Annotated in this window: 20 protein-coding genes; 5 read left to right on the forward strand and 15 right to left on the reverse strand. The window is 56.2% G+C overall.

Translation table 11 applies throughout. The annotated features are described in order from the left end of the window. Positions 1-355: 355 nt before the first annotated feature. The 3 genes from GOX45_RS18810 (at position 356) to GOX45_RS18820 (ending at position 3,610) form a co-directional block, all read left to right on the forward strand. Entirely contained in the window at positions 356-1,669 is a 1,314-nt protein-coding gene (locus tag GOX45_RS18810; protein WP_217350571.1) for an amino acid permease, read from the forward strand. Between the two features lie 4 nt (positions 1,670-1,673). Beyond that, the gene (locus GOX45_RS18815; RefSeq protein WP_171102948.1) at positions 1,674-3,152 is read left to right on the forward strand and encodes a hypothetical protein; all 1,479 of its coding nucleotides are present in this window, start codon (positions 1,674-1,676) and stop codon (positions 3,150-3,152) included. A gap of 98 nt (positions 3,153-3,250) precedes the next feature. Further along, on the forward strand, positions 3,251-3,610 hold the full coding sequence (locus GOX45_RS18820; protein ID WP_171102950.1) for a RidA family protein: 360 nt from the start codon (positions 3,251-3,253) through the stop codon (positions 3,608-3,610). 74 nt (positions 3,611-3,684) lie between these two features. Here the strand turns inward: GOX45_RS18820 and GOX45_RS18825 are convergent, their stop codons facing one another. From GOX45_RS18825 to GOX45_RS18845, 5 genes are all read right to left on the reverse strand, one after another. After that, on the reverse strand, positions 3,685-4,695 hold the full coding sequence (locus GOX45_RS18825) for a D-cysteine desulfhydrase family protein (RefSeq protein WP_171102952.1): 1,011 nt from the start codon (positions 4,693-4,695) through the stop codon (positions 3,685-3,687). Between the two features lie 15 nt (positions 4,696-4,710). Next, positions 4,711-5,430, reverse strand: a complete 720-nt coding sequence (locus tag GOX45_RS18830; protein WP_171102954.1) for a hypothetical protein — start codon at positions 5,428-5,430, stop codon at positions 4,711-4,713. A 109-nt stretch (positions 5,431-5,539) separates the two neighbouring features. After that, positions 5,540-6,778 carry an FAD-binding oxidoreductase gene (locus tag GOX45_RS18835; protein ID WP_171102956.1) on the reverse strand — a complete coding sequence of 413 codons (1,239 nt, stop codon included), beginning with the start codon at positions 6,776-6,778 and terminating at the stop codon, positions 5,540-5,542. Positions 6,779-6,782: 4 nt separating this feature from the next. Beyond that, positions 6,783-8,996 carry a TRAP transporter fused permease subunit gene (locus GOX45_RS18840; RefSeq protein WP_171102959.1) on the reverse strand — a complete coding sequence of 738 codons (2,214 nt, stop codon included), beginning with the start codon at positions 8,994-8,996 and terminating at the stop codon, positions 6,783-6,785. A gap of 82 nt (positions 8,997-9,078) precedes the next feature. Next, positions 9,079-10,086, reverse strand: coding sequence for a TAXI family TRAP transporter solute-binding subunit (locus GOX45_RS18845; RefSeq protein ID WP_171102960.1), 1,008 nt, complete (start codon positions 10,084-10,086; stop codon positions 9,079-9,081). A gap of 130 nt (positions 10,087-10,216) precedes the next feature. Here GOX45_RS18845 and GOX45_RS18850 point away from each other — a divergent pair, with 130 nt between their 5' ends. Further along, positions 10,217-11,179: a LysR family transcriptional regulator gene (locus tag GOX45_RS18850; RefSeq protein ID WP_171102962.1), complete on the forward strand. Its 963-nt coding sequence runs from the start codon at positions 10,217-10,219 to the stop codon at positions 11,177-11,179. Between the two features lie 249 nt (positions 11,180-11,428). Here the strand turns inward: GOX45_RS18850 and GOX45_RS18855 are convergent, their stop codons facing one another. From GOX45_RS18855 to GOX45_RS18865, 3 genes are read right to left on the reverse strand one after another with little or no spacing between them, the layout of a single operon-like run. Further along, complete coding sequence (locus tag GOX45_RS18855) at positions 11,429-12,520, reverse strand: ABC transporter ATP-binding protein (RefSeq protein WP_171102964.1); 1,092 nt, start codon at positions 12,518-12,520, stop codon at positions 11,429-11,431. Positions 12,521-12,539: 19 nt separating this feature from the next. Next, complete coding sequence (locus GOX45_RS18860; RefSeq protein WP_171102966.1) at positions 12,540-14,174, reverse strand: sulfatase-like hydrolase/transferase; 1,635 nt, start codon at positions 14,172-14,174, stop codon at positions 12,540-12,542. After that, positions 14,174-14,905: a carbohydrate ABC transporter permease gene (locus tag GOX45_RS18865; protein ID WP_254446083.1), complete on the reverse strand. Its 732-nt coding sequence runs from the start codon at positions 14,903-14,905 to the stop codon at positions 14,174-14,176. The genes GOX45_RS18860 and GOX45_RS18865 overlap by 1 nt, the downstream gene beginning before the upstream one ends. On the opposite strand from GOX45_RS18865, the gene GOX45_RS18870 reads away from it, so the two are divergent. Further along, positions 14,843-15,574, forward strand: a complete 732-nt coding sequence (locus GOX45_RS18870; RefSeq protein ID WP_254446084.1) for an aldo/keto reductase — start codon at positions 14,843-14,845, stop codon at positions 15,572-15,574. The two genes, GOX45_RS18865 and GOX45_RS18870, sit on opposite strands and share 63 nt — an antisense overlap. 111 nt (positions 15,575-15,685) lie before the next feature. On the opposite strand, the gene GOX45_RS21975 is transcribed toward GOX45_RS18870, so the two are convergent. From GOX45_RS21975 to GOX45_RS18900, 7 genes are all read right to left on the reverse strand, one after another. After that, positions 15,686-15,925: a hypothetical protein gene (locus tag GOX45_RS21975; RefSeq protein WP_217350574.1), complete on the reverse strand. Its 240-nt coding sequence runs from the start codon at positions 15,923-15,925 to the stop codon at positions 15,686-15,688. A gap of 99 nt (positions 15,926-16,024) precedes the next feature. Beyond that, positions 16,025-16,903 (reverse strand): haloalkane dehalogenase, encoded by an 879-nt coding sequence (locus GOX45_RS18875; RefSeq protein WP_171102973.1) that lies wholly within the window; start codon positions 16,901-16,903, stop codon positions 16,025-16,027. Continuing rightward, entirely contained in the window at positions 16,900-17,400 is a 501-nt protein-coding gene (locus GOX45_RS18880) for a helix-turn-helix domain-containing protein (RefSeq protein WP_171102975.1), read from the reverse strand. The genes GOX45_RS18875 and GOX45_RS18880 overlap by 4 nt, the downstream gene beginning before the upstream one ends. Next, entirely contained in the window at positions 17,397-18,179 is a 783-nt protein-coding gene (locus GOX45_RS18885) for an enoyl-CoA hydratase/isomerase family protein (RefSeq protein WP_171102977.1), read from the reverse strand. Before GOX45_RS18885 ends, GOX45_RS18880 begins: the two co-directional genes overlap by 4 nt. 16 nt (positions 18,180-18,195) lie before the next feature. After that, on the reverse strand, positions 18,196-19,191 hold the full coding sequence (locus GOX45_RS18890; RefSeq protein WP_171102979.1) for a nitronate monooxygenase family protein: 996 nt from the start codon (positions 19,189-19,191) through the stop codon (positions 18,196-18,198). 310 nt (positions 19,192-19,501) lie between these two features. After that, positions 19,502-19,858 (reverse strand): cyclic nucleotide-binding domain-containing protein, encoded by a 357-nt coding sequence (locus GOX45_RS18895; RefSeq protein ID WP_171103147.1) that lies wholly within the window; start codon positions 19,856-19,858, stop codon positions 19,502-19,504. Positions 19,859-20,030: 172 nt separating this feature from the next. After that, complete coding sequence (locus GOX45_RS18900; protein WP_171102981.1) at positions 20,031-21,296, reverse strand: replication initiation protein; 1,266 nt, start codon at positions 21,294-21,296, stop codon at positions 20,031-20,033. Positions 21,297-21,736: the final 440 nt, after the last annotated feature.

Here is a 21,736-nt window from a genome sequence, read left to right on the forward strand (position 1 = left end):
TCAAAAGGGGATCCGAAATGACAGACCCAACACCCGCAATTCCAACGCATGAAGACTAACACATTGACGACCGGCAGCGGTATGAGCACCGAAGAAGGTTGCATGGGAAAGATTATGGACGGACCCTCGGAGGAAGGACTGGCCCTGAACGGAATGTGCTTGTCTTTTACCCCCCAAACGCAACATTTGAAGGGATTGAGGCGAATGACGGGGCGCTGACCAAATCGGGCCTTGCATCCAACGTTACGAGCCTATGTCATACCGCCATTGCGACTGGATGGTTTGATCAGAGGTTTACGTGTCTCAAGGCTTGGAAAAATCTACTGAAGAACAGCCCGCGCAATCTTCCCCGAAAGTGACCCGAACGCTTGGGCCCTGGACCTGCACCGCACTTGTGGTCGGCAATATCATCGGTTCGGGCTTTTTCCTGGCACCCGCCGCCCTGGCCCCGTTTGGAGCGGTCGCGATCATCGGCTGGATCGTGATGTCCATCGGCGCCTTGTGTCTGAGCCTGGTGTTTGCTCGCCTCAGTCGGGTCGCGCCGGAAACCGGTGGCCCCTATGCCTATACCCGCCTGGGGTTTGGGGATTTTGCCGGGTTTCTTGTTGCCTGGGGATATTGGATCGCGGTTTGGGTGGCGCTTCCGGCGATTGCCTTGGGAGCCACGGATTATCTGCTGTATTTCGTGCCGGGCCTGAGCGATCTGCCGGGTGGCGGCACCACCGTAGCTTTGGCAATGATGATCGGGGTTGGACTTTTGAATCTCAGAGGCGCTGAAACCGTCGGAGTGTTCCAGCTTGTCATCGTCTGCATCAAGATGATCCCGTTTCTGGCTGTCTCATTTGTGGGGCTGTTCTGGATGGACTGGGGGCATTTTACTCCGATCAACCCGACGCCGCATTCCTTTCTATTGGCCCTTGCAGGCACTGCGCCGTTCATCATGTTTGCTTTCACCGGTGTGGAATCCGCCACCGTACCCGCGGGCGATGTCAAAGACCCCAACCGCACAATCGCCTTTGCCACCGTCGTTGGAACGCTTTTGGCCGCACTGGTCTATACATTCGGCACGCTCACGGTTATGGGCGTCATGGATGCGGACGCGCTTGCGCAGTCTACGGCTCCTTTCTCGGATGCGGCCAGCCTGATTTGGGGTGATTGGGCGGGATATGTCATCGCCGTCGCCGCCGTGTTGTCATCCGTGGCGGCGCTCAATGGCTGGACATTGCTTATGGCGCAGGTGCCGCTTGCGGCTGCGCGCCACGGGTTATTCCCCGCATGGTTTTCTAAGCTGAACAAGAACGGTGTCCCGGCAAAGGGGATCGTGATTTCAATGGCGCTTTCCGTTGCGATCCTGCTGTTCAAATCCTTTGCGTCCAGCTCTTTGCTGGGGCTGTATGAATATCTGATCGACCTGTCGATTGTGACAGACATGGTGAGCTATTTGTTCTGCTGCTGCGTCGAGGGCCTGATCCTGATCTCGCTGGGCCGCCGTATCGGTTTCCTCAACCCGTGGACCTATCTGCCCGTCGCTGGCATCGCCTTTGTGTTTTCGCTGCTGACCATCTATGGCGCGGGGGCCGAAGCCGCGATGTGGAGCTTTTTGCTGCTTCTTGCTGGAATTCCGATTTTTGTGCTGAATCGGATCCTTCAAGCGGCTCGGCAGGACTAAGCGGATGAACGGGAATGCCAGAACGCCCTCTGAGCGCATCGAAACGCTGTCCCGTGCTGCCAAACCCGCCCTGTTCGAAGCTGCGATAGATCCACAGCTTTTGACGGTTCTGATGCTGGCCAATCTGATGAGCCCGACGCTCTGGCAGCTTAGGGACAAAGTGCTTGCCCGGGCCCACGCAAAATACCCCAACGAAGACCATCTGAGGCAAGCCCATATCACTCTTGAGATGCTGGCCTATGTGAACCAGCATTTCACCCATGACTATCCCATGAACACCGCGCAAAAGGTCGGCCTGGCCGAAATGTCGGATATTCGCCAACGTCTGGGGGCCGCAGGTGTGGACGACGCGCTGGATTTGATCCGGCAGCATTTCCATCACCGCGATGAACAAGGGCTGCTGACGCCGGCTCTGGATATCTTTCCGGTGCTGAATCAGGAAAAGTTCCCGATCTTCAACTATTCGACCATCGACGGCCTGCGTGCCATGCGCCGTCTTTTGGGGCATAAGAAACACAAGCCTATGGGTGTGACCATCTGCGCGGATGAGGCGACGCTGACAGCGACATTGGCCAATATCCTGCACGGTATATCTTTCGCAGACATCTTTTTGCTCGCCACGCCCGCCCATTACACGACCTTCCTGCGCAAGGACGGTGAAAGGTTCTGGTGCAATGGCAAGCCCGAGTACTTTGACAAGCACACGTGGGACAAGACCTGCGCCACGCCTGGGTCTCCGGGGCCGCAAGCTGCCTTTGCCGCACGGCTTCCGTTTCTGGATCGGCTTATCTCACCGCTGGGCACGTTGCGGATCGCGACCGGTGAAAGCTCAATTCCTAAACCCGCGCTTGATAGGTTTCTGGACGAAAGCCGCGCCTTTTTTGGCTGTACCCTGGACCCGCTTAAGCAGGCCGTAAATTCAGGCATCACATTTCAGACGCCAAGCATCGATGCATCAGACCTGCGGGCTCTGGACCAATTGTCGGGGGGGGATCACGCGCGTCAGGTGATTTCCGATCTGGCCAAGGCTCAACCGATGTCGGTATTCGATCAGGCCTTGTACTGTATCCGCGATCTGGATGTCCCCTACCCCGGAGCCTATCTGGCCGCGGCTTTGCACGGGACCAAACTTCGGGGCGCTGCGGCTCGGGTCGCGTCTTGGGCGGATGCCTGCGCAGTGGTTGATACGATTGCGGGTACCGAGCCAGTGCTGGGCGCCCGTGACAGGCTTGCGCTGCCTGATGAGGTATTGTTGTTTCAGACCGGCGACGATGTGGACAAGGGGCTGTTGCTGTTCTCATTGCTCTTGGCCAGCGCAGCCTTTGACGAAACGAACAAAGCATCCGCGCAGCTTCGAATTACCGAGCACGCGACCTACTGCACTTTTCAGGGTCGAACCATTGATCTTCGCACCCTAACGCCGGTGGCCACGCCAACGGGTCGGGACCGGTTGGTTCTGACCCAAGCCAGCCTGAACGCGTAAAAGAATAATCGTCGGTCTGATCCGTTTGGGGGCTGGCGATCCGGCCCAATACCCACTATCGCCAAAGCCAGAGATCCTTGTGATCGGGACTAATTTTCATGGAGATTTCCAACGTGACCATCACCCGTATTGAAACCGGCCAGCGCATGAGCAAGATCGTGAAACATAATGGCGTTGCCTATCTGTGTGGTCAGGTCTCGGATGCCGAGACCGCAGCGGATCAGACCCGCGATATTTTGGCCAAGGTCGAGGATCTTCTGGCTCAGGCAGGCAGCGACAAGACGCGCATCCTGCAATGCGTGATCTGGCTGTCGGATATGGCCGATTTCGCCGAAATGAACCAGGTTTGGGATGAATGGATGCCGCAAGGCCGCGCCCCGGCCCGCGCCTGTGGCGAAGCCAAACTTGCACGCGATGTGCTGAAGGTTGAGATTATCGTTACCGCCGCCTGCGACTGACAAGGGCGGCATTAAGGCACCCGACCAGGGCCCGGATCCCGCGCGGCTCCGGGCTTTTTCTACCAGATCGGCGGTTACAGACCCGTCATCTCGCTTTGATAGCCGAACAGGGCCGGCAACCCGCCCGTATGCACCATCACCACCTTTTGCCCCGGACGGATCTGCCCGCTTTCCACCAGATCCAGCAGCCCGGCAAAGGTCTTGGCTGTATAGACCGGGTCGAGGAATATCCCTTCGGTCCGCGCCATGCGTTCAAGTGCCGCCTGTGTCTTGTCGCTCAGCTTGCCATAACCCGGCGCGAGCGCGCGATCCCAGATCTCGATCCGCGCTTGCAACGGTTCGGGATCAATCCCAAGCAAATCCGCCAGCTTTTCCAGCACGGTGCGCATCCGTGCTGTTTGTTGTTCCGCATCACGACGCACACAAACGCCAAACACCTTGGCTGGGACGCCCGAGACCGCAATCCCAGTCAAAAGACCCCCATGGGTGGCCCCGCTGCCCGAGGCCACAACAGTCACATCAAAATCCGGCATCTGGGCGCAGATCTCTTGCCCGGCCACCACATATCCCAAGGCCCCCAGCGGCGGGTGGTTCAGGCCCAGATGAATGACGTAAGGGGTACGCCCCTCGGCCCGCAACGCATCAGCGCGCGCGTGCAGGGCCGCATCAGCCCCCGCCTCATCTTCGCCTTCGGGATAACTCATGTGTTCAGCGCCCAAGAGCTTGGCCAGCAACACGTTGCCCGAACTGTAATACTCCGCACCCATATCCGGCACCCGCTCTTCCAGCTGAAGCACCGATTGCATACCCAGACGGGCGGCAGCAGCGGCAGCCGAACGAACATAGTTCGACTGCACCGCGCCGGTGATCAGGATGGTATCCGCGCCTTTCTGTTGCGCGTCGCCAAAATAGAACTCCAGCTGCCGGGTCTTGTTACCACCAAAGCCAAGCCCGTTCAGATCGTCGCGTTTCAGCCACAGATCAATCCCCAGCTCAGCCGATAGCCTGTCCAGCCGCTCCAGCGGCGTGACCCCCGACATCAGCCGCGCCCGTGGGAATTGCGCAAGAAGGTCTGTCTCTGTCATCGTCATTTCCCCAAATTAGGCCATCACATAGGCGCGTTGAAAGAGCAGAGCGCAAGCCAGCACGGAAATGATCCGTATGGTCACACTCACCAGGCGCTGCGGCAGATAAGGGCCCACCACGCGACCCATCAAGCTGCCGAACACCGTGGCGGCAACAAAGGCCCAAAGCTGCGGACCCAGAGGCAGTGTTGACGTCCCGTGCAGCAAGAACGCCACCCCGTAGGCAACCAGCGCAATGGGTTGCACCAGGCGCGCAACCTCGCGCCCCGCATGGCCCTTTGCCATCAACCCAAGCACCATAAGTGGCCCCGGCATCGCGGCCCACACCGTGGCCAGTCCGGATAGGCCCGACATGGCCATGAACCCCACAGGCCCGGTCGCGCGGCGCAGGGGCACCAAAGATGTTGCCAGCCCGATCAACAACAAACATCCCGTGAGGGCCAGAACAAAAGGCTCGCTCAGCAGCGGGTAGATGATCAACCCGATCCCTACCCCAATCAGACAGCCCAGAATGGCGATCAGAATGCTGCGTCGTTCGGCATTCACCACGCGTGGGTCAGTGGCCACCGCCGACACTATGGTGTTGAGCAGCAGCAGAACGGGCACCGCGGTTGATGTGCCCAGCAGGATCATCATTGGCGGCCCGGCCAGAATGCTGAACCCGATGCCGATCCCCACCTGCACCACGGCGCCCAGACAGATGGCAAGGATCAGAAGGGTAAGATCGACGGGCACATTACTCTCTTGCGGTTTTCTCTGCGGATCGCGCAGCAGACCCTAGACGCAGTCTTGACCTCAGGTCCATGCCCTTTCTCACCCGTCGCGGCACAGGCCCAAACGATAGCTAGAACCGCATCGGTGAGAACGCCGCCATGTCGGTGTTGGGGTGACGATCTGACATAAGGTCTGCCACAAGCTCAGCTGTTTTGGGCGCCATCATCAGCCCATAATGAGAATGCCCAAAGGCCGTGAACAGCCCCTTGATCCCTTCAATCGGACCGATTGCAGGCAAACTGTCGGGAAAGGACGGGCGACGTCCCATCCAGAACCGCACCTGACTGGTATCTAGATCAGGCACCATGGATTTCGCCTGATCGATCAGCATCTTCTGCTTTTTGGGATCGGCCGGCGCATCGATGCTGCCAAATTCGGCTGTCCCAGCCACACGCAACCCACCTTCCATGGAACTGGCCACCACTTTTGCGTCCACGTCCATGATCGAATTGTTCAAGGTGGCCTCGGGGTTCGAAAACTCGACGTGATAGCCGCGTTCGGCCACCAGCGGCACGGAAAGGCCCAAAGGTTTTAAAAGATCAGCCGACCAAACGCCCGCTGCCAATATCACCTGCTGGGACTTCAACGTCTTGTCCTTGGTGACAACCTGCCAACCGCCCTGCTCTAGTCGTGCCAGTTTGGTGACCTCGGCACGCAGGAACTCGGCCCCTTGCGCGCGGGCTTTGTCGGCCAAAACCGCCCCCAAACGACCGGGTGAAAGGGCCCGCGCCTGGCCCTTGATCACGATCGCCGCCTTGAATTCATCGGACAGAGCCGGTTCCATCCGGCGCAGCTCGGCCCCTTCGATCAGTTCCAGATCGCCACCTTTTTCGCGACGTACGCGATAGCCGAAATCATCCAGACTGGCCTGATCCGCGCGCCGGAACGCATGCAGGTAATAGCTGTCTGCGATCAGCCCCTCATGCCCCGTCCCCTGTAAATGACGCCGATACAGGTCAATCGACGGGCGGCACAAAACCTCCATACCGTCCGAAATCTTTCGCACGCTTTGTTCGCCCGAGATGCTGAGAAAGCGCAGCCCCCAGGGGATCATCTTGGGCCAAAACCCGGCCCTTACCGAAAGCGCGCTTTTGGGGTTCAGCAAAAGTTGCGGAAGTTGCTTCCAGATCCCTGGAACTGCCTGCGGGATAATCGACCAGGGCGATACCACACCGGCATTCCCGAAAGAGGTCTCCTGTCCGGGCTCACCCCGGTCGACAAGCCGGACAGGAATTCCGCGGTCTTGCAGGGACAATGCGCAACAAATGCCGACGATCCCTGCGCCGATAACTGTGACCTGTTCAGCCATCCTTTCAGGCCGGTGACTGACTGCGGCTGCGGCCAATCAACTGGGTGATGATCACGGGTGAGGCCACAGCCAGCGCAACCAGATCAGCCGCCAGGCTGGGCGCGACAAAGATCACACCGGCGATGGCCATCAGGATCCGTGATGCCAGGTTCAGTGGTTTCAACCAATAGCCCACAACCGCCGCCGACAGGGCGATGACGCCTGCGATACAGCTGGTGGCGGTATAGGTGAACTCCCACAGATCAAAGCCTGTCGACGACACAAACAGCAGCACCGGCGCATAGACAAAGGCCATTGGCGCTATCACCTTGCCCAAGCCCAGGGTAAAGGCCGACAAACCAGTTCGGAACGGGTTCGAGTTTGCGATGGCTGCCGCCGCATAGGCCGAAGTACAGACTGGTGGCGTAATCTCGGACACCACGCCGTAATAGAGCACGAACAGATGAGACGCGATGGGCGGTACACCCAGCTGCGCCAGCGCAGGCTGCGCGACCGAGACCAGCATGATGTAAAGCGCCGTGGTCGGGATGCCCGCCCCCATCAGGATGCAGACGATGGCAATGAAGACCAGCGAGATGAACAGCTGCAAGTCTTCCAGCGCAAACAGCTGGAAACTGCCAAACGAGATCATGTTATAGACATCTGCCGCCAGATTGCCCGCGCCTTGGGTCACCATGAACCCGATGCGGAAACCGATACCGGTTGTGTTGATCACACCCACCACGATGCCGACCGCAGCAGCAGCCGCACCTACAGCCAGCGAATATTTTACGCCCAGTTCGACCGCCTGTAGCATCTCAGGCACTTCGATGCGTTTCTGTGGGTTAAAAGTGGCGATCACCGACAAGCCGCACAGGATGGCCGTCATGGTCAGATCAAACCCGCCATCGGAAAACTTCCACAGCACAAAGGCCAGGAACGCAGCAGCATAGATCAGTGTCGGCGGTTGCTTGACCCGCGACATGCCCGCGATGACAGCCAGCGAAATGCCGCAAAAGGCCGACATGAACGGCGTATATCCCGTAAACAGCACCACAAGAAGCCCGATCAGCGGCACGATATTGGCCCAACCTTCGGCCCAAACGGCCTTGAGCTGCGGCAGTTGTTCCTTGGCCAGACCTTGCAGGTTCAGCTTGCGCGCCATCAGGTGCACAACGGCAAAGACGCCGACATAGTGCAGGATCGCAGGGAAAATCGCGGCGATCACGATGGTGGTATAGGGCACCTCAAGAAACTCGGCCATGATGAAGGCCGCGGCCCCCATGATGGGCGGCGTGATCTGCCCGCCTGCCGATGACGCGGCTTCGACCCCGCCTGCAAAATGGCCGGGGTATCCAAGGCGCTTCATGTTGGGGATCGTCAACGCACCGGTCGAAACGGTGTTCGCCACCGAAGAACCAGAGATCGTGCCGAAGAAGGCCGAGGATACCACCGACACTTTTGCCGGACCGCCGGTATAGCGACCCGCCAAAATCGTTGCATTGTCGATGAACAATTGCCCCAAACCGGTGCGCTGTGCGATCACGCCAAACAGGACAAAGTGGAACACGATGGTCGAAACCACCCAAAGCGTGACGCCATAGATCCCCTCTTGCGGGAAATACATCGACGACACGAAGGTTTTGAAGTTCACACCGGGATGTTGCAACAACCCCGGGAAATACGGCCCCAGCAAGGCGTATGAAATAAAGACACAGATGATCAGCGGCAGCACCCATCCCAGCGTGCGGCGCGCAATGTCCAGCACCAGCAGGATGATGATGACGCCCAGGATCACATCATAGGTGTTCGGATTACCCATGCGGAAGGTCTGTTCCTCGATCCCGAGGAACGGAATGCCGCGCCAGGCAACACCCACATACAGAGCGGCGATGATGCCAACCCCCATGAAGACAAGATCATAAAGAGGAATATTGCCGATCCGGAACCGGCTGACCTTGAGAGCATAGAGGTTTTTTGACCCGATGATCGGGATCGTCGCATAGACCAGGATGAACAGCAGGGCCAGATAGATGCCCATATGCCAGTGATCGGCTGGAAGGCCAAACCCGGCGGTAAAGAATTCGTAAGCTGCGAAAATCAGGGCAACAACGCGCAACACCATTCCGGTTGTTGGGCTCACCTGACGAACCGCTGCGCCTTCGTCGAACTGTTCTTCGATGGCCGCAAGCTCTTCGGCGGTCAATTCGTGGTCATCAAGCTGCTGATTGTCGGTCATTGCGGCCCCCTGCCTTCGCATAGATCGGCTATGCGGTGCCCCGAGGATGGGGCACCGGCGATTTCATTGCGATGTGATGTGGTTACTGAAGAAGCCCGGCTTCTTTATAGAACTTCTCGGCACCCGGATGCAGCGGAACACCCAGCGCGGCAACACCGTCCAGCGCCGTGTCAGGCGTGATCTGCTTGCCTTTGGCGTGGCCGTTGTCCAGCAGCTTGCGGGTGTTGTCGTTCCACAATGCCTTGGTCAGTTGATAGACCAGATCGTCGGACAGCTCTGACGAGACAACAAGCATCGCGCTGACCGCAGGGGTTTTGGTTTCTGTATCGATGCCTTCATAGACACCACCAGGAATGGCCGACGGGATATAGGCCGGGATGATCTCGTTGATCTTGGCCAGATCTTCGTCGCTGAACGAATGCAGGTTCATACCTTTGGTCGAGGACAGCTGCACCATCGCGGCAACAGGCCAGCCCGCTGCATAGAAATAGGCGTCCAGCTGACCATCGGCCAAACGCTCGGCGCTCTGGCTGTTGTTCAACTCGGCCTCATCCATGTTGTCGCGGGTCACACCCCAGGCTTCCAGCATTTGCAGAACGGCAACCTGCGTGCCCGATCCGGCCTGCGCGATACCGACGCGCTTGCCTTCCAGATCGCTCAGATCCCCGATGGTTTCGCCCGCAGGCAGCACCAGGTGAAGATCTTCGGGGAACAGGTTGGCGACGATCCGCAGGTTGGGGTGCGGCTTGCCTTCGAACTTACCCTCACCCAGATACATCGAGCGGGTCACGTCAGCAGCCGCCAGACCGGCCTCAAGCTCACCGTTTTGGACAGCAGCATTGTTAAAGACCGACGCGGTGGTCGATTGCGCAATCGCGATCAGACCCGGAACACCACATTGGCCACCTTCTTCACACGGACGCGAACCCGGAGGGGCCGAGATGCCGTTTGCGATGGTGCCACCGATGGGGAAGTAGGTTCCACCAGCACCGCCGGTGCCGATACGGAAAAAGGTCGGGTCCTGCGCCAAAGCCGGTGCAGCAAAGGCTGCCGCCAGGGCCAGGCCGGTCAAGCTTTTCATAAAACTCATCATGTTCTCCAGTGTTGGTTCGTCGGATTCGGTTTGCCCGAACTTCGATTTTGATGAGCCTAAAGAGAATTCGCATAAATACAAATTTGTTATATTTCATAAAACTAAAGTATAGCTTATATATTTCTACATGAACCTGACGCAGCTCACCGTGTTTCGCGAAGTGATGGAAACCGGCTCCATTTCGCAAACCGCGAAGAAATTGAACCGCACCCAACCCGCCATCAGTTTGGCCCTGAAAACACTTGAGAAAAACCTGGGCCTAACTTTGTTCGAACGCAAAGGGCGCAGATTGGTCCCGGTGCCCGAGGCGCATTACCTGCTGGCAGAAACCACCGGCATTCTGGATCGCCTATCGGTCATTTCGAATACCATGGAAGGTTTGATCAAGGGCCATTCCGGCAGTCTCAACATCGCCACCATGCCCGGCCCTTCGACCTTTCTCTTCCCTCATTTCATCAGCAAGTCGCTGGGAGAGAACCCCGACATCCGAATCACGCTGTCGACGCGCAGTTCTCTGCAGATCATGGAATTGGCCGGCACCCAGAATATCGATTTCGGCTTTGCCGATTTCGAACATTCGTCGGGAAAAGAGCCGCAATACTCCGCCGAACTGATCCGAGCAAACTGCTTTTGCGCGGTCGACCGCGATCACCCGCTAGCGACGCGCAGCAGTGTCGCAATCTCAGATCTTGATGGCGTACCCATTGGCGGACTGCACGCGACACACCCGTTCCAAACCAGAATCCAGAACGCGTTTCAAGAAAGCGGCGTCGATTACAATCTGACTGTGAACTGCCAGTATTTTCTACCGCTGATCCCCTTTGTCAGCTCGGGCCAATGCTGTTCTATCGTCGACCCCCTAACCGTCGCGACAGAGCGCGAGTTGAATGCATCCAAAGGCAAAGTGGTGTTTGTGCCGCTGAAAAGCCCGCTGCAATATGAGTACGCCATCCTGGAACCAAACCACCGCCCCCCATCACAGCTGGCCTTGAAGATCAAAGCCGGATGGATGGCTGAAGTTCTGAACAAGCTGACGGAATTGGATGCGGAACCAAGCGTCAAAAAGATTGGTGCAAACGACAGTAACTGACATCGCCAACGATCCGAACGGCTTACTTGTTTGGGTAGTGATTACGGCTCTGATGCAAAGATTTGGCTGTTGATGCGCTAGTGTTTAGCGGGTGGATGGCCTTTCCCCAGCACCACGACATCTGGCTTTCGGGTGTTTCCTGAGTTCGCACGATAGTAGCATCTAGCAAAACGCTGACTTTGATCGGTCAATAGTTTGCGACACACCCCGCGAACCACACCGCCTAATACAAATCAATTGGTCCAGAGCTTAAATCAGCCCGGTGGATGAGGTGTCAGACAGAAAAGAAATCGCGTTCTCAGTGTTGGTGTCAAAGGCATGAAATTTGCCGGGCTCGGCTGCCAGATGGATTGTTCCACCGTGGGTGACATCCGGGTAGTCCTTGACACTTGCGAGAATTTCGTAACCGGCGACATCGCAGTAAAGAAGCGTTTCGGCACCCATTGGTTCAACAAGCTTCACCGTCGCCTTCAAGCCTTCACCGACGGGGCCAAGACCAATATGCTCGGGCCGAACTCCGAGTTCGATTTCTGCACCGGCCGGCAAATTCGTGTCCAGGTCAATCGTCTGGCCATCGTCAATTGCAGGTCGGCCATCGGCCCGAATTTGCGCTGGTAGAATATTCATCGCGGGTGAGCCAATGAACGTCGCCACAAATTTTTTAGCTGGAGCAGTATACAGTTCAAGCGGCGTACCGATTTGTGAGACATTCCCACCGTCCAGAACAATAATCTTGTCAGCCATTGTCATGGCTTCAATTTGATCATGGGTCACATAGACAATTGTCGTTTTCAGCTTCTGGTGTAGGGCCTTGATCTCTGCGCGCATCTTGACCCTGAGCTTCGCGTCAAGGTTCGACAACGGTTCGTCAAAAAGGAAAACAGCCGGATCGCGCACAATGGCCCGACCCATCGCGACCCGTTGCCTTTGCCCGCCTGACAGCTGCCCAGGCTTGCGATCAAGAAGCGCCTGAAGCCCCAGCACCTCTGCCGCTTCGTTCACGGCCTTTTTGATCTCTTCCTTGCCAGCTCGCTTTACACGCAGTGGATAAGCCATATTTTGCGCGACGGTCATATGAGGATACAGAGCGTAGTTCTGGAAAACCATCGCGATATCCCGCTCACCAGGGGGCAGGTCGTTCACCACGCGACCACCAATTGCGATTTCACCCTCTGAAATTTCAGTCAGGCCAGCAACCATTCGCAACAGAGTGGATTTGCCACAGCCGGAAGGACCGACCAATACGGCGAATTCGCCTTCGTCGACTTTGATATCAATCCCATGAATGACGTCCATGCCGCCGTATCTTTTTACGACAGACTTGATCTCGATATTAGACATTGTAGATGCTCACAGGTTGTCAGACAGGCGTGGAGCCAGAAAGTTGTTGGGTGTTCAAGGAGTTCGCTTCGTCGTTACCCAAATAGTTTTTTGAGCTGCTCGGGTCGGCGACGATGCCGGGCCCAAATGGGGCAAGTGCTGTAAGAACATATCCGTTGATATTCTCATCGTCATGCGCGATGCCAAACTTCCAAAGCTTGCGATAAAGCTCCTCGACCTTCGCGCGAAGATTGGACGGAATCGAATCCAACGGCCCGCGGCCAACCTTTCTTTGACCGACCGGATCGGCCAGAAGATTTGTTATTTCTTCCGGATCTTTTCCAAGATCGTACAACTCGTCTTGATCAAACATGTTATAGACCAGCTTCCAACCATCGCTGATAACCGCGCGTTGAATGCCGTAGGCCTCGTTTCCGTTAGATTGGAAAAAAACATCTGGCTTTGGTGTTTCTTGCGACGAATTTGTCAAAAGCGGGACTAGGGAAGTGCCCGATACCTGATAACTTGGTTCCACATCGCACAATTCTACGATGGTCGGGCCGACATCTACGATTGATGTCGGGTGATCCAATTGGGCGCCTTGAAGATCGGCAGAGATTCCTGGCCCGCCGATGACCAAGGGAATGCGATAGGCGGATTGAAACGCGGGTAATCCCTTTCCCCAGAGGCCATGTTCGCCCAGATAATCGCCATGGTCCGAGAGAAATACGACGACGGTGTTGTCCAATTGATCCGTCTCCTCTAGCGCGGAGACAAGCTTTCCAAAAAGCGCATCCTCGTAGCTGCAAAAGGCAAGATAGTGCCTTATGGCATCGCGATGCTCCTCGGCTGTCAGCTGATCAAAGCGGTCTCGTGTACGCCGATACAAGCCCGGTTTGTCATCCATTGTATCGTCGAAGCTTTGGGGAAGCTCGATATCTGACTGGTCATACCAATCAAGGTATTTAGACTGTGGCGTGTATGGATCATGCGGCCCTAAAGTTCCAACATACATGCACCAAGGCAACGCTTCGTCCGAAGTATCGGCGTAGGATTTCACCTGCTTGATCGCTGTATCGACCACCAGCAGATCGTCGAACGGATTTTCGTCTGTACCAAAATGCGTATAGTTTGGCCAGCCGGGACGAATGATCTGCCCTGGTTGACGATTTGTTTCTGTCAAAGCAGGGTTGTAGCTTTCAAGCAATTTTATTTCTTTGGTCCTCGCACGCGATCTTTGTTCATCCGCACTGAGGCTGACCCCAGACCCCTGGGCGGTCACTTTTAACTCCTTCCAACCAAAATCGGCAGGTTGCTCGGAGTTGCTGACGTGCCACTTGCCACTGAACGCGAGATCATATCCGGCTTGCTTAAGGTCGCGAGACCAAAAAGGTGTGGCCTCTCTCGGGCCGCGCGAGAGGGCGTTGGTAACGTTCACATTGTTCCAGACACCATGTTCGGATGGGTATTTTGATGTGAAAAAACTTGCGCGCGATGGGCAGCAATGCGGCGAAGGCGTATAGGCATTGGTGAATGTCACTGCACGTTGGCAAAAGCGGTCCAGATGGGGATTTTTTGCGCGGGCATAATGCCCATCGCAAAGCGTATAGCTGCTCTGCTGATCTGTCATGAAGATCAGAACATTCGGCTGTTTTTTTATGGCTGCGTTCCGCATTACTTCAATCCAGATGTTGCGATGCCTTCAACAAATTTCTTTTGCAGAAGGAAAAAGAGAACGATCATGGGCAATTGAGCCATCAAAGACCCGGCCATAAGCATCGGGTAATCGATCGTGTACTCGCCGTTGAGCGTTGAAATCCCCGCTGCCAGGTTGAGCTTTGACGGGTCCGAATTCACAACCAACGGCCATAGCAACTCGTTCCATGACCAGAGCGCCGTAAATATTGCGAGCGCAATAAGACCCGGTTTGGCCAAGGGCAGCATGATTTCAAAGAATATCCGAATTCTGCTTGCACCATCAATACGCGCAGCTTCCTCCAACGAAGGCGGAAGCGTCAGGAAGAACTGCCGCATCAGAAAGGTCCCAAACGCACTGAACAACCCGGGGGCCGCTAGTGCCGCAACTGTGTCGATCAGTCCCAGAGATTTCATGATTTCGGTTTGAGGCAGCAGGTAGATTTCGCGCGGCACCATCATGATCGCCAGCAACATGATGAAAAGCGTATTGCGGAACGGAAAATTCAGGCGCGCAAACGCGTATCCCGCCATAGAACAGAACACCACCTGCGCTATGGTACGCGCCAGGACGGACCAGATCGATGTATAGAACATATCCCAAAAGGGAATACGCTCGAAAACGCGATAATAAGCTTCAAAGTCGAATTGACGCGGGAACAAGCGCGCCGGAACCTCGATCGCCTCGGTAGGCGATTTGAAAGAGGTCATGATCTGCCAGATGCAATCGGTGCGCAGCTATCAATATCGCTTGAACGGCTGCAGCTTTCATTTGCCCCGATTTATATCATGCATCGTGACAATCCTGACATCCCGGTCGGCGAATTTGTGGATGCGATTGCCAAAGAGATTGCCGCTGGTCGTATCGGAATCTGGGGTGGCTCGAACTGGAGCATCGAACGATTTGACGAGGCTTGCACCTATGCAAAAGAAAATGGCCTGACCGCGCCAACGGTCTTGAACAACAATCTGTCGTTGGCCCAGATGATCAAACCTGTCTGGCCAGGATGCGTTACTTCAAACAACCCTGAAACGCTTGCGCATCTGCGCAAGAACAACGTGGTGCATGTAAGCTGGTCCAGCCAGGCACGCGGCTTCTTCCTTCCAGAAGAGCTGCGCAACCGGTTGCCCGAAGCTACGCGACCTGACGTCTGCTTTGGCGGGTCGGATAATGAAATTCGCCGCGCGCGCGCCGAAGAACTTGCTGCGAAATATGGCGTCTCGGCCCATAACATCGCGACGGCCTGGGTTCTCGCGCAGTCATTCCCATCGCTTGCTTTGATCGGTCCACGAAGCCCGGGTGAGATCGCGTCGACACTTCCTGGCCTCGGTCTCGATCTGACGACCGAAGAAGTGGCTTGGCTCAATCTCGAAGGGTGATTGCGTCGCGAGCGCCCGGCTTGCGCTAACGGGCCATACCAAGATTTGCGAGAATGGCGAAACCCGTCAGGGATGTGTCACAAACTTTGAGCCTGGATAGACGAGCATTCTTCATCTGAAGTTTGTGCTGGTCGAATAGTTTTCGAACAGGTTATTTGAGCATGATTTCGTCAAAGCGGTAACGGCAAGCGGACCCGGTATTTGGTCAAGAAAAGCAGATGTTATTCCGCCCATGACAAAATCAGCAGGCTTCGCATGATCCGGTTTTGTCGGAAAGAAAACGCCGATGACCCCTGGTTCGGGATCGTGACTGATCAATTCACCGCCCAAGAACTTGTTGATAGGCGGCACAGGAAACCTTGAACGACCTCACCTCGGGTCCAATTCTCGGACTTAATTGCAAGTGCCTCCAAGTATCCTTCTTGTGTTGGTGGCTCTTGCGGCAAGGACTCAAGCCAAAGCTCGCAACCATGCAGCTAGTGCTTGACCGATCTGTTGCCCGCTGTCTTCCTGGATGAAGTGGCTGCCTTTGACGGTTATCTCCTGCTGGTTTTTCCAACTGCGGCAGAAGTCACGCGCTGCGCCGACGAGGATTGCGCCGGGGTCGGCATTTACGAAGAGTTTTGGCAGGTCGTTTTCCGCCATCCAATCCGCGTATTCCGCGGCAATCGTGGTTACGTCTGCCGGGTCGCCACCAATTGGAATCTGGCGCGGCCAGGTCAGCGTCGGCCAACGGTCTTCCCGGTTTCGGAAGGGGCGGCGGTATTCATTCTGCTCTGCTTCGGTCAGGTCGCGGAGGACAGAGCCAGGCAGAACCTTTTCGACAAAAAGATTGCGGTCGTGCACCAGTTCTTCGCCCTTATCCGAGCGGAAGCCCTGGAAAAGCGGCGCAGCCTGGGGGTTGAACTCGGACCAATCGGCCAGTGGTTTCACGATCCCTTCCATGTAGGCAATGCCGGAAACGGCATCGCGGTGACGGTTGGCCCAGTCGAAGCCCAGTGCCGAGCCCCAGTCGTGGATGACCAGAACCGCATCGCGCGTCACGCCCACGGCGGTAAGGAAGCCCTCGACAAAGCGGCGATGGGTTTCAAACGTGTAGGTATTTGGGCCGGGATCGGGCAGTTTGTCGGAATCGCCCATGCCGATCAGGTCGGGCGCAATGAGGCGACCCAGCCCCTCGCATTCGGGCATGACGTCACGCCACAGGAAGGACGAGGTGGGATTGCCATGGAGGAACACGATCGGCCGCCCTTCGCCGCGTTCGACATAGGCCATGTCATGACCATTCACTGCTACTTTGCGCTTTTGCGCTGCCCAGTCAGAACTCATTGCTGTTTCTCCTTTTTCGTCCAGCGCGCAATCATCGCACGCATGTGGTCACTGCCGCCGGGGCCCAGAACCGGGATTACATCGCGTGGGCCAAGTATCCGTCCGTCTTGCGCCGTCACGGCTATCTCTTGCACCGGCCGCCCTGTTTCCCGTTCCACCAGCGTGAGGCGTGGTCCACGCCCGTTTGGGGCCCATTTCTCTCCCCAGTGCAGAAGCGCAACCAGCACGGGGTAGAGATCGAGCCCCTTCTCAGTTAGCCGATATTCATGCGAGCGCCCATCCTCGGGGTTGGGCAGTTTTTCGATCACACCTTGCTCAGTCAGCGTTTTCAGTCGTGCCGCCAGAACGCTGGTGGAAATGCCCAGGTGATCCTGAAGCGCATCGAAGGTGTGCATCCCGTTGAAAAGATTGCGTAACACAAGAAGGGTGCGCCATTCGCCCACCACGTTGAGCGCCTGGGCCACACCGCAATCGTCGGTGATCGGTGTGCGGGTCATTCGCCTTTGAACTCCGGCTTTTGCTTGGCCAGGAACGCGGCGATCCCGTGCGGCCCGTCATGGGTGCGCATCATGGCGGCGATGGAACGGGTTTCCTTGTCAAGCTGCGCTTCGAAGCTTTCGGAGAATGCCGTTTCTAGAAGGCGCTTGGCCCCGCCATAGGCCTTGGTTGGACCCTTGGCGAACCGGGTGGCGAGTTTGCGCGCCTCTGTCATCAGGTCTTCAGCCGCGACCACGCGGGTGACGAGGCCCCATTCACAAGCCTCATCAGCACTGAGAACACGATTGGTCAGTACAAGCTCTTTGGCGCGCAGAAGCCCCACATGCTTGGCAATGTAATAGGTCGATGACCCGTCCGGGGTCAGCCCCGAGGCGGTATAGGCCGAGACGAACTTGGCCCTGTCCGAAGCCAGAACGATATCGCCCGAGATGGCAATGGAAAAACCACCGCCGCCAGCGGAACCGTTTACGGCGGTAATGACGGGCGCGTCCAAATGGGTCAATCGAGCAAGCGCGGCGTGCAGGATCGTCGCCATTCGGGTTACGTGGTCCGACTTGTTCGCGGCGGCCTCGAACTCGGCCAGATCGCCACCACCATTGAACATCTTGCCCGCGCCTGTGACGATCACGGCGCGCGCGCCTTCCGCCTCGCATCGGCAGGCGACATCGAACAGTTCATCGGCCATCCGTGCATTCAAGGCGTTGGCGTTGTCAGGGCGGTTCATCGTGATCTCGACGACGCCGTCTTCAAAGGCCCAGTCCAGTGTTTCATATGTCATGGAGCCGTCCCTTTGATCATTCTGCGGCAAGGCGAACACCGCCTGACATGGTGGCCAGCCGTTTGACAATGATCGCATCGGCTTCATCCATGATCCGGTCAATCAACTCTTTGCAGGTGGGGATGTCGTCAATCAATCCAGCGACCATGCCACAGGACCAGGCGCCGGCGTCCATATCACCATCGAGCATAACCTTTGGATAAACGCCCGCGACCTCTTCGATGATGTCCTCGAACCGGATCTTGTCGCCCAGATTCTTTTCCTTTTCCAAAAGGCGCTCGACCGCCGCATTGCTCAGCACCCGTTCGGTGTTGCGCAGCGGGCGCATGACAAGACGTGTGTCCAATTCGCTCGCCGCGACGATGGCATCCTTGACCCTCTGGTGCACCGGCGCTTCCTGCGTGGCAATGAAACGTGTGCCCATGTTCATTCCTTCGGCACCCATCGACAATGAGGCAACCAGGCTACGCCCATCGGCCATGCCACCCGACGAAACAAAGGGAATCTCTAACTCGTCCGCAGCGCGGGGCAATAGGATCATGTTGGGAATGTCATCTTCGCCGGGGTGGCCGCCGCATTCGAACCCGTCCACCGACACTGCGTCACAGCCAATCTCTTGCGCTTTCAACGAGTGACGTACCGAGGTGCATTTGTGGATCACCTTGATATCTGCATCCTTGAGATATGGCAAAACCTCGGATGGGTTGCGACCTGCAGTTTCCACGACTTTCACCCCTCTGTCGATGATGGCTTTGACATAGCCCGGATAATCGGGGGCATTGACAGTGGGCAGGAATGTCAGGTTGACCGCGAAAGGCTTGTCGGTCATGTCGCGGCATTTCGCGATCTCATTGGCAAGGTCGGCAGGAGATTTCTGTGTCAGCGCGGTGATCGTGCCCAATCCCCCTGCGTTTGACACGGCGGCGGCCAGTTCGGCAAACCCGACATAGTGCATGCCGCCCTGCAGGATTGGGTGCTCGATGCCGAACATTTCGGTGATACGGGTTTTCATGGATTGTCCTTCGTTTTTCGGGCTGAACCTGAGGTCCAAGATAATAGCTTTCTTTACCGAAGTTAAATTTCCCCTATGGACCACGCAAGCTGATTCCAGCCGGGTTCGGGAAAATGCCGTAACGTCGTGACGGCGTTAGGATTGTGAGTTGTCGGTCAATGCACCTGCGCGATCCCCAAAAGCAAATGTCGTCGGATCACTGGCGTCCGCAGCAAATCTTGGCAGTTCACGCGCCAATAAACACTCTGTTCCGTCACCGGTGACCCAGCAGCCATAGGTCTGGTCGTCGTGCGATTTGGGATTCCGCGCGCTACTTCGGTTCAAGAAGCTGTTCTATCTCAACACCTTGGTTTGCAGCGCTCGTTATGACAGCTTCCCGCAACGCCCTACTGCGCTCAACAAGCCTACGGAATCGTTCCTCGTCCAGCACGAATAGTGTTGTGGGCACAATCGCTCGGACGGAGGCGCGGCGTTTTTGCCGAAGCAATAACTCGGCCTGCCCGAAGATATCACCACGCCCTAGCCTCCAGCTCTGGCCACCCATCTCCAATTCAACGGCGCCTGAAGCAATGAAATAAACGCCTCGCGCTGGTGCGTTCTTTTGGATAACAACCTCACCTGCCTCGCCGCACGCAAGTATCCCGTACGCCCTTGCAAACGTGTCGATTCAATTAGCCGATCGATATCCAATAGCGCGCGTTCGGCCAGACGAATTGAAAGAGATCTGTCGCGCATATGGCCGAGGACAAAACCGAACCTCCCTACACTACTATCACGCCATACTTGCAATGCTCATTATAGCGCTATTTTGCACATCACTGGGTCGGCGGCTCTTCGGGCTAGTGATCCTCAAAAGCCTCGGGCTCGAGCTCCGCCCAGAAGTTTATGATCGCCGCGGCGTTCAGACCTGACCGCCAACCATGTGCCCGAAAATGTTCGCGGCCCAGATCATCTTTCAGCCCGGCCATAAAGAGCCGCTTATCAGCGTCTCTCTGGGTCGGGTTTCGTCGCGAAACCAGATCTTGGACCACCGACAGCTTGCGCGCACGCTCCGAGCGTTCCGCTGCGCGAGACGCATAGGCCAGATCCTCTCGCTTTTTTTCCTCAGACCGTTGTTGTGCGGCAGCAATAGCATCAGGGTTCGGTTCAGCAGGCTTTACAGATTCGGGCGGACGAAAGTCATCGCGCAGGGCGGCCGACAGATAACCAACAGTCGATTTCACACCCCCCTGCCCTTTCACGTAATCCAGTTTCTCGCGCACATAGTCTTCACCATGTTCCGCAATCCATTGCCGCGCCAATCGGTCCGACACACCTTGCGCCCGAAGCGTTTTATAGACTTCCAGGTTTCGAACACCATCATTGTCGTCAATCTCGAACATGGCTTTCTGAGGATTGCCTTTGATCCGAAACCGTATGTCAGTCACGCTCCGGCCTTTTTTCTGAAACTCCGGTTCGATGAAAATGTCCGAGCTTCGGTTCACTTCAGATACAGCGGGTTTGATAATCTTGGCGTTCAGGTGTTTGAAACTTGCATAATAGTCGCTGCCATCCACACCCATCAGTTTGCGAAATACATCCAAAGCCCACCATCCTGTCGAGCCTGTTCGGACAAATCGATAGCAATTTTCGTATAACGCCAACCCATGACCAGAGCTGAAATTGCGCTGTATATGTACATTGATCAGCGCATAGATCTTTGGGTCGTAAAGCTTCTGCGCCAGCGCGGGTGAATAGGCATATTCACACACGCCTGCCTTAAGTTTGGCGAAACTCAACAACGAGGATACGCCCCATTCCTGCCGCCCCTGCTCGTCCAGCATATCCCATTCGGCGACCGTCTCCGCTAATGCACGCAAGCTGGCCCGCAAAGTGTCAAAATCGTTCGAGTTATAGCCAACCATCATCGCCAATGTGCGCGCATCAATGGTATGGGTGGTCGCCGAGGTCAGCGCATCATAGGCATTGAGAAGCAACACGTTCGAAAGCTTGCGCTGCAACAGCGAAAGCTTACCGCTGATATGTATCGCGGCAACGTTCTTCTTCACCGTCTCTCGACGCAGTGCGCCCGAAAGGTGATCCATGTCCAACTGTGTATCCGGCATGATTCTGCCTGGCTGCTCGTTTTTTGAATTTGTTGCACAAAAGGTACCCAGGTTGCAATAATATTTGGGTGCCCAAATACGGGATTGGACTGATCCCGCAAACAGGTACCCTAAGCGTGGATTTCAGAGTTATCCACAGAAAGCCTTTCATTTGGCCTCTCGTCAATCCGATCATGGCCCGAAGAAGCAGGCTCTAAATTCCCAATTAGACCCAGTTCAGCCATTTCCCGAGAATCAGTGCCCGTTAAACCGAAAGCAGCGACCCGACATCCTGTATATTGGTTCCTTTGATCCCGTATCCGGTTACCTTTGAACCTGTTTTTGGTTACCCTAACCTGGCTAAGTATATGTTTAAGAATGATTATATTATCCCAAAATATATAAAATAACTAAATAGAAGAAACGATTTGTGTGGTCCTCAATTAATTGATTCAGGAGTT

It is taken from the genome of Ruegeria sp. HKCCD7255, assembly GCF_013031565.1.
In the GTDB taxonomy this organism is placed as follows: domain Bacteria; phylum Pseudomonadota; class Alphaproteobacteria; order Rhodobacterales; family Rhodobacteraceae; genus Ruegeria.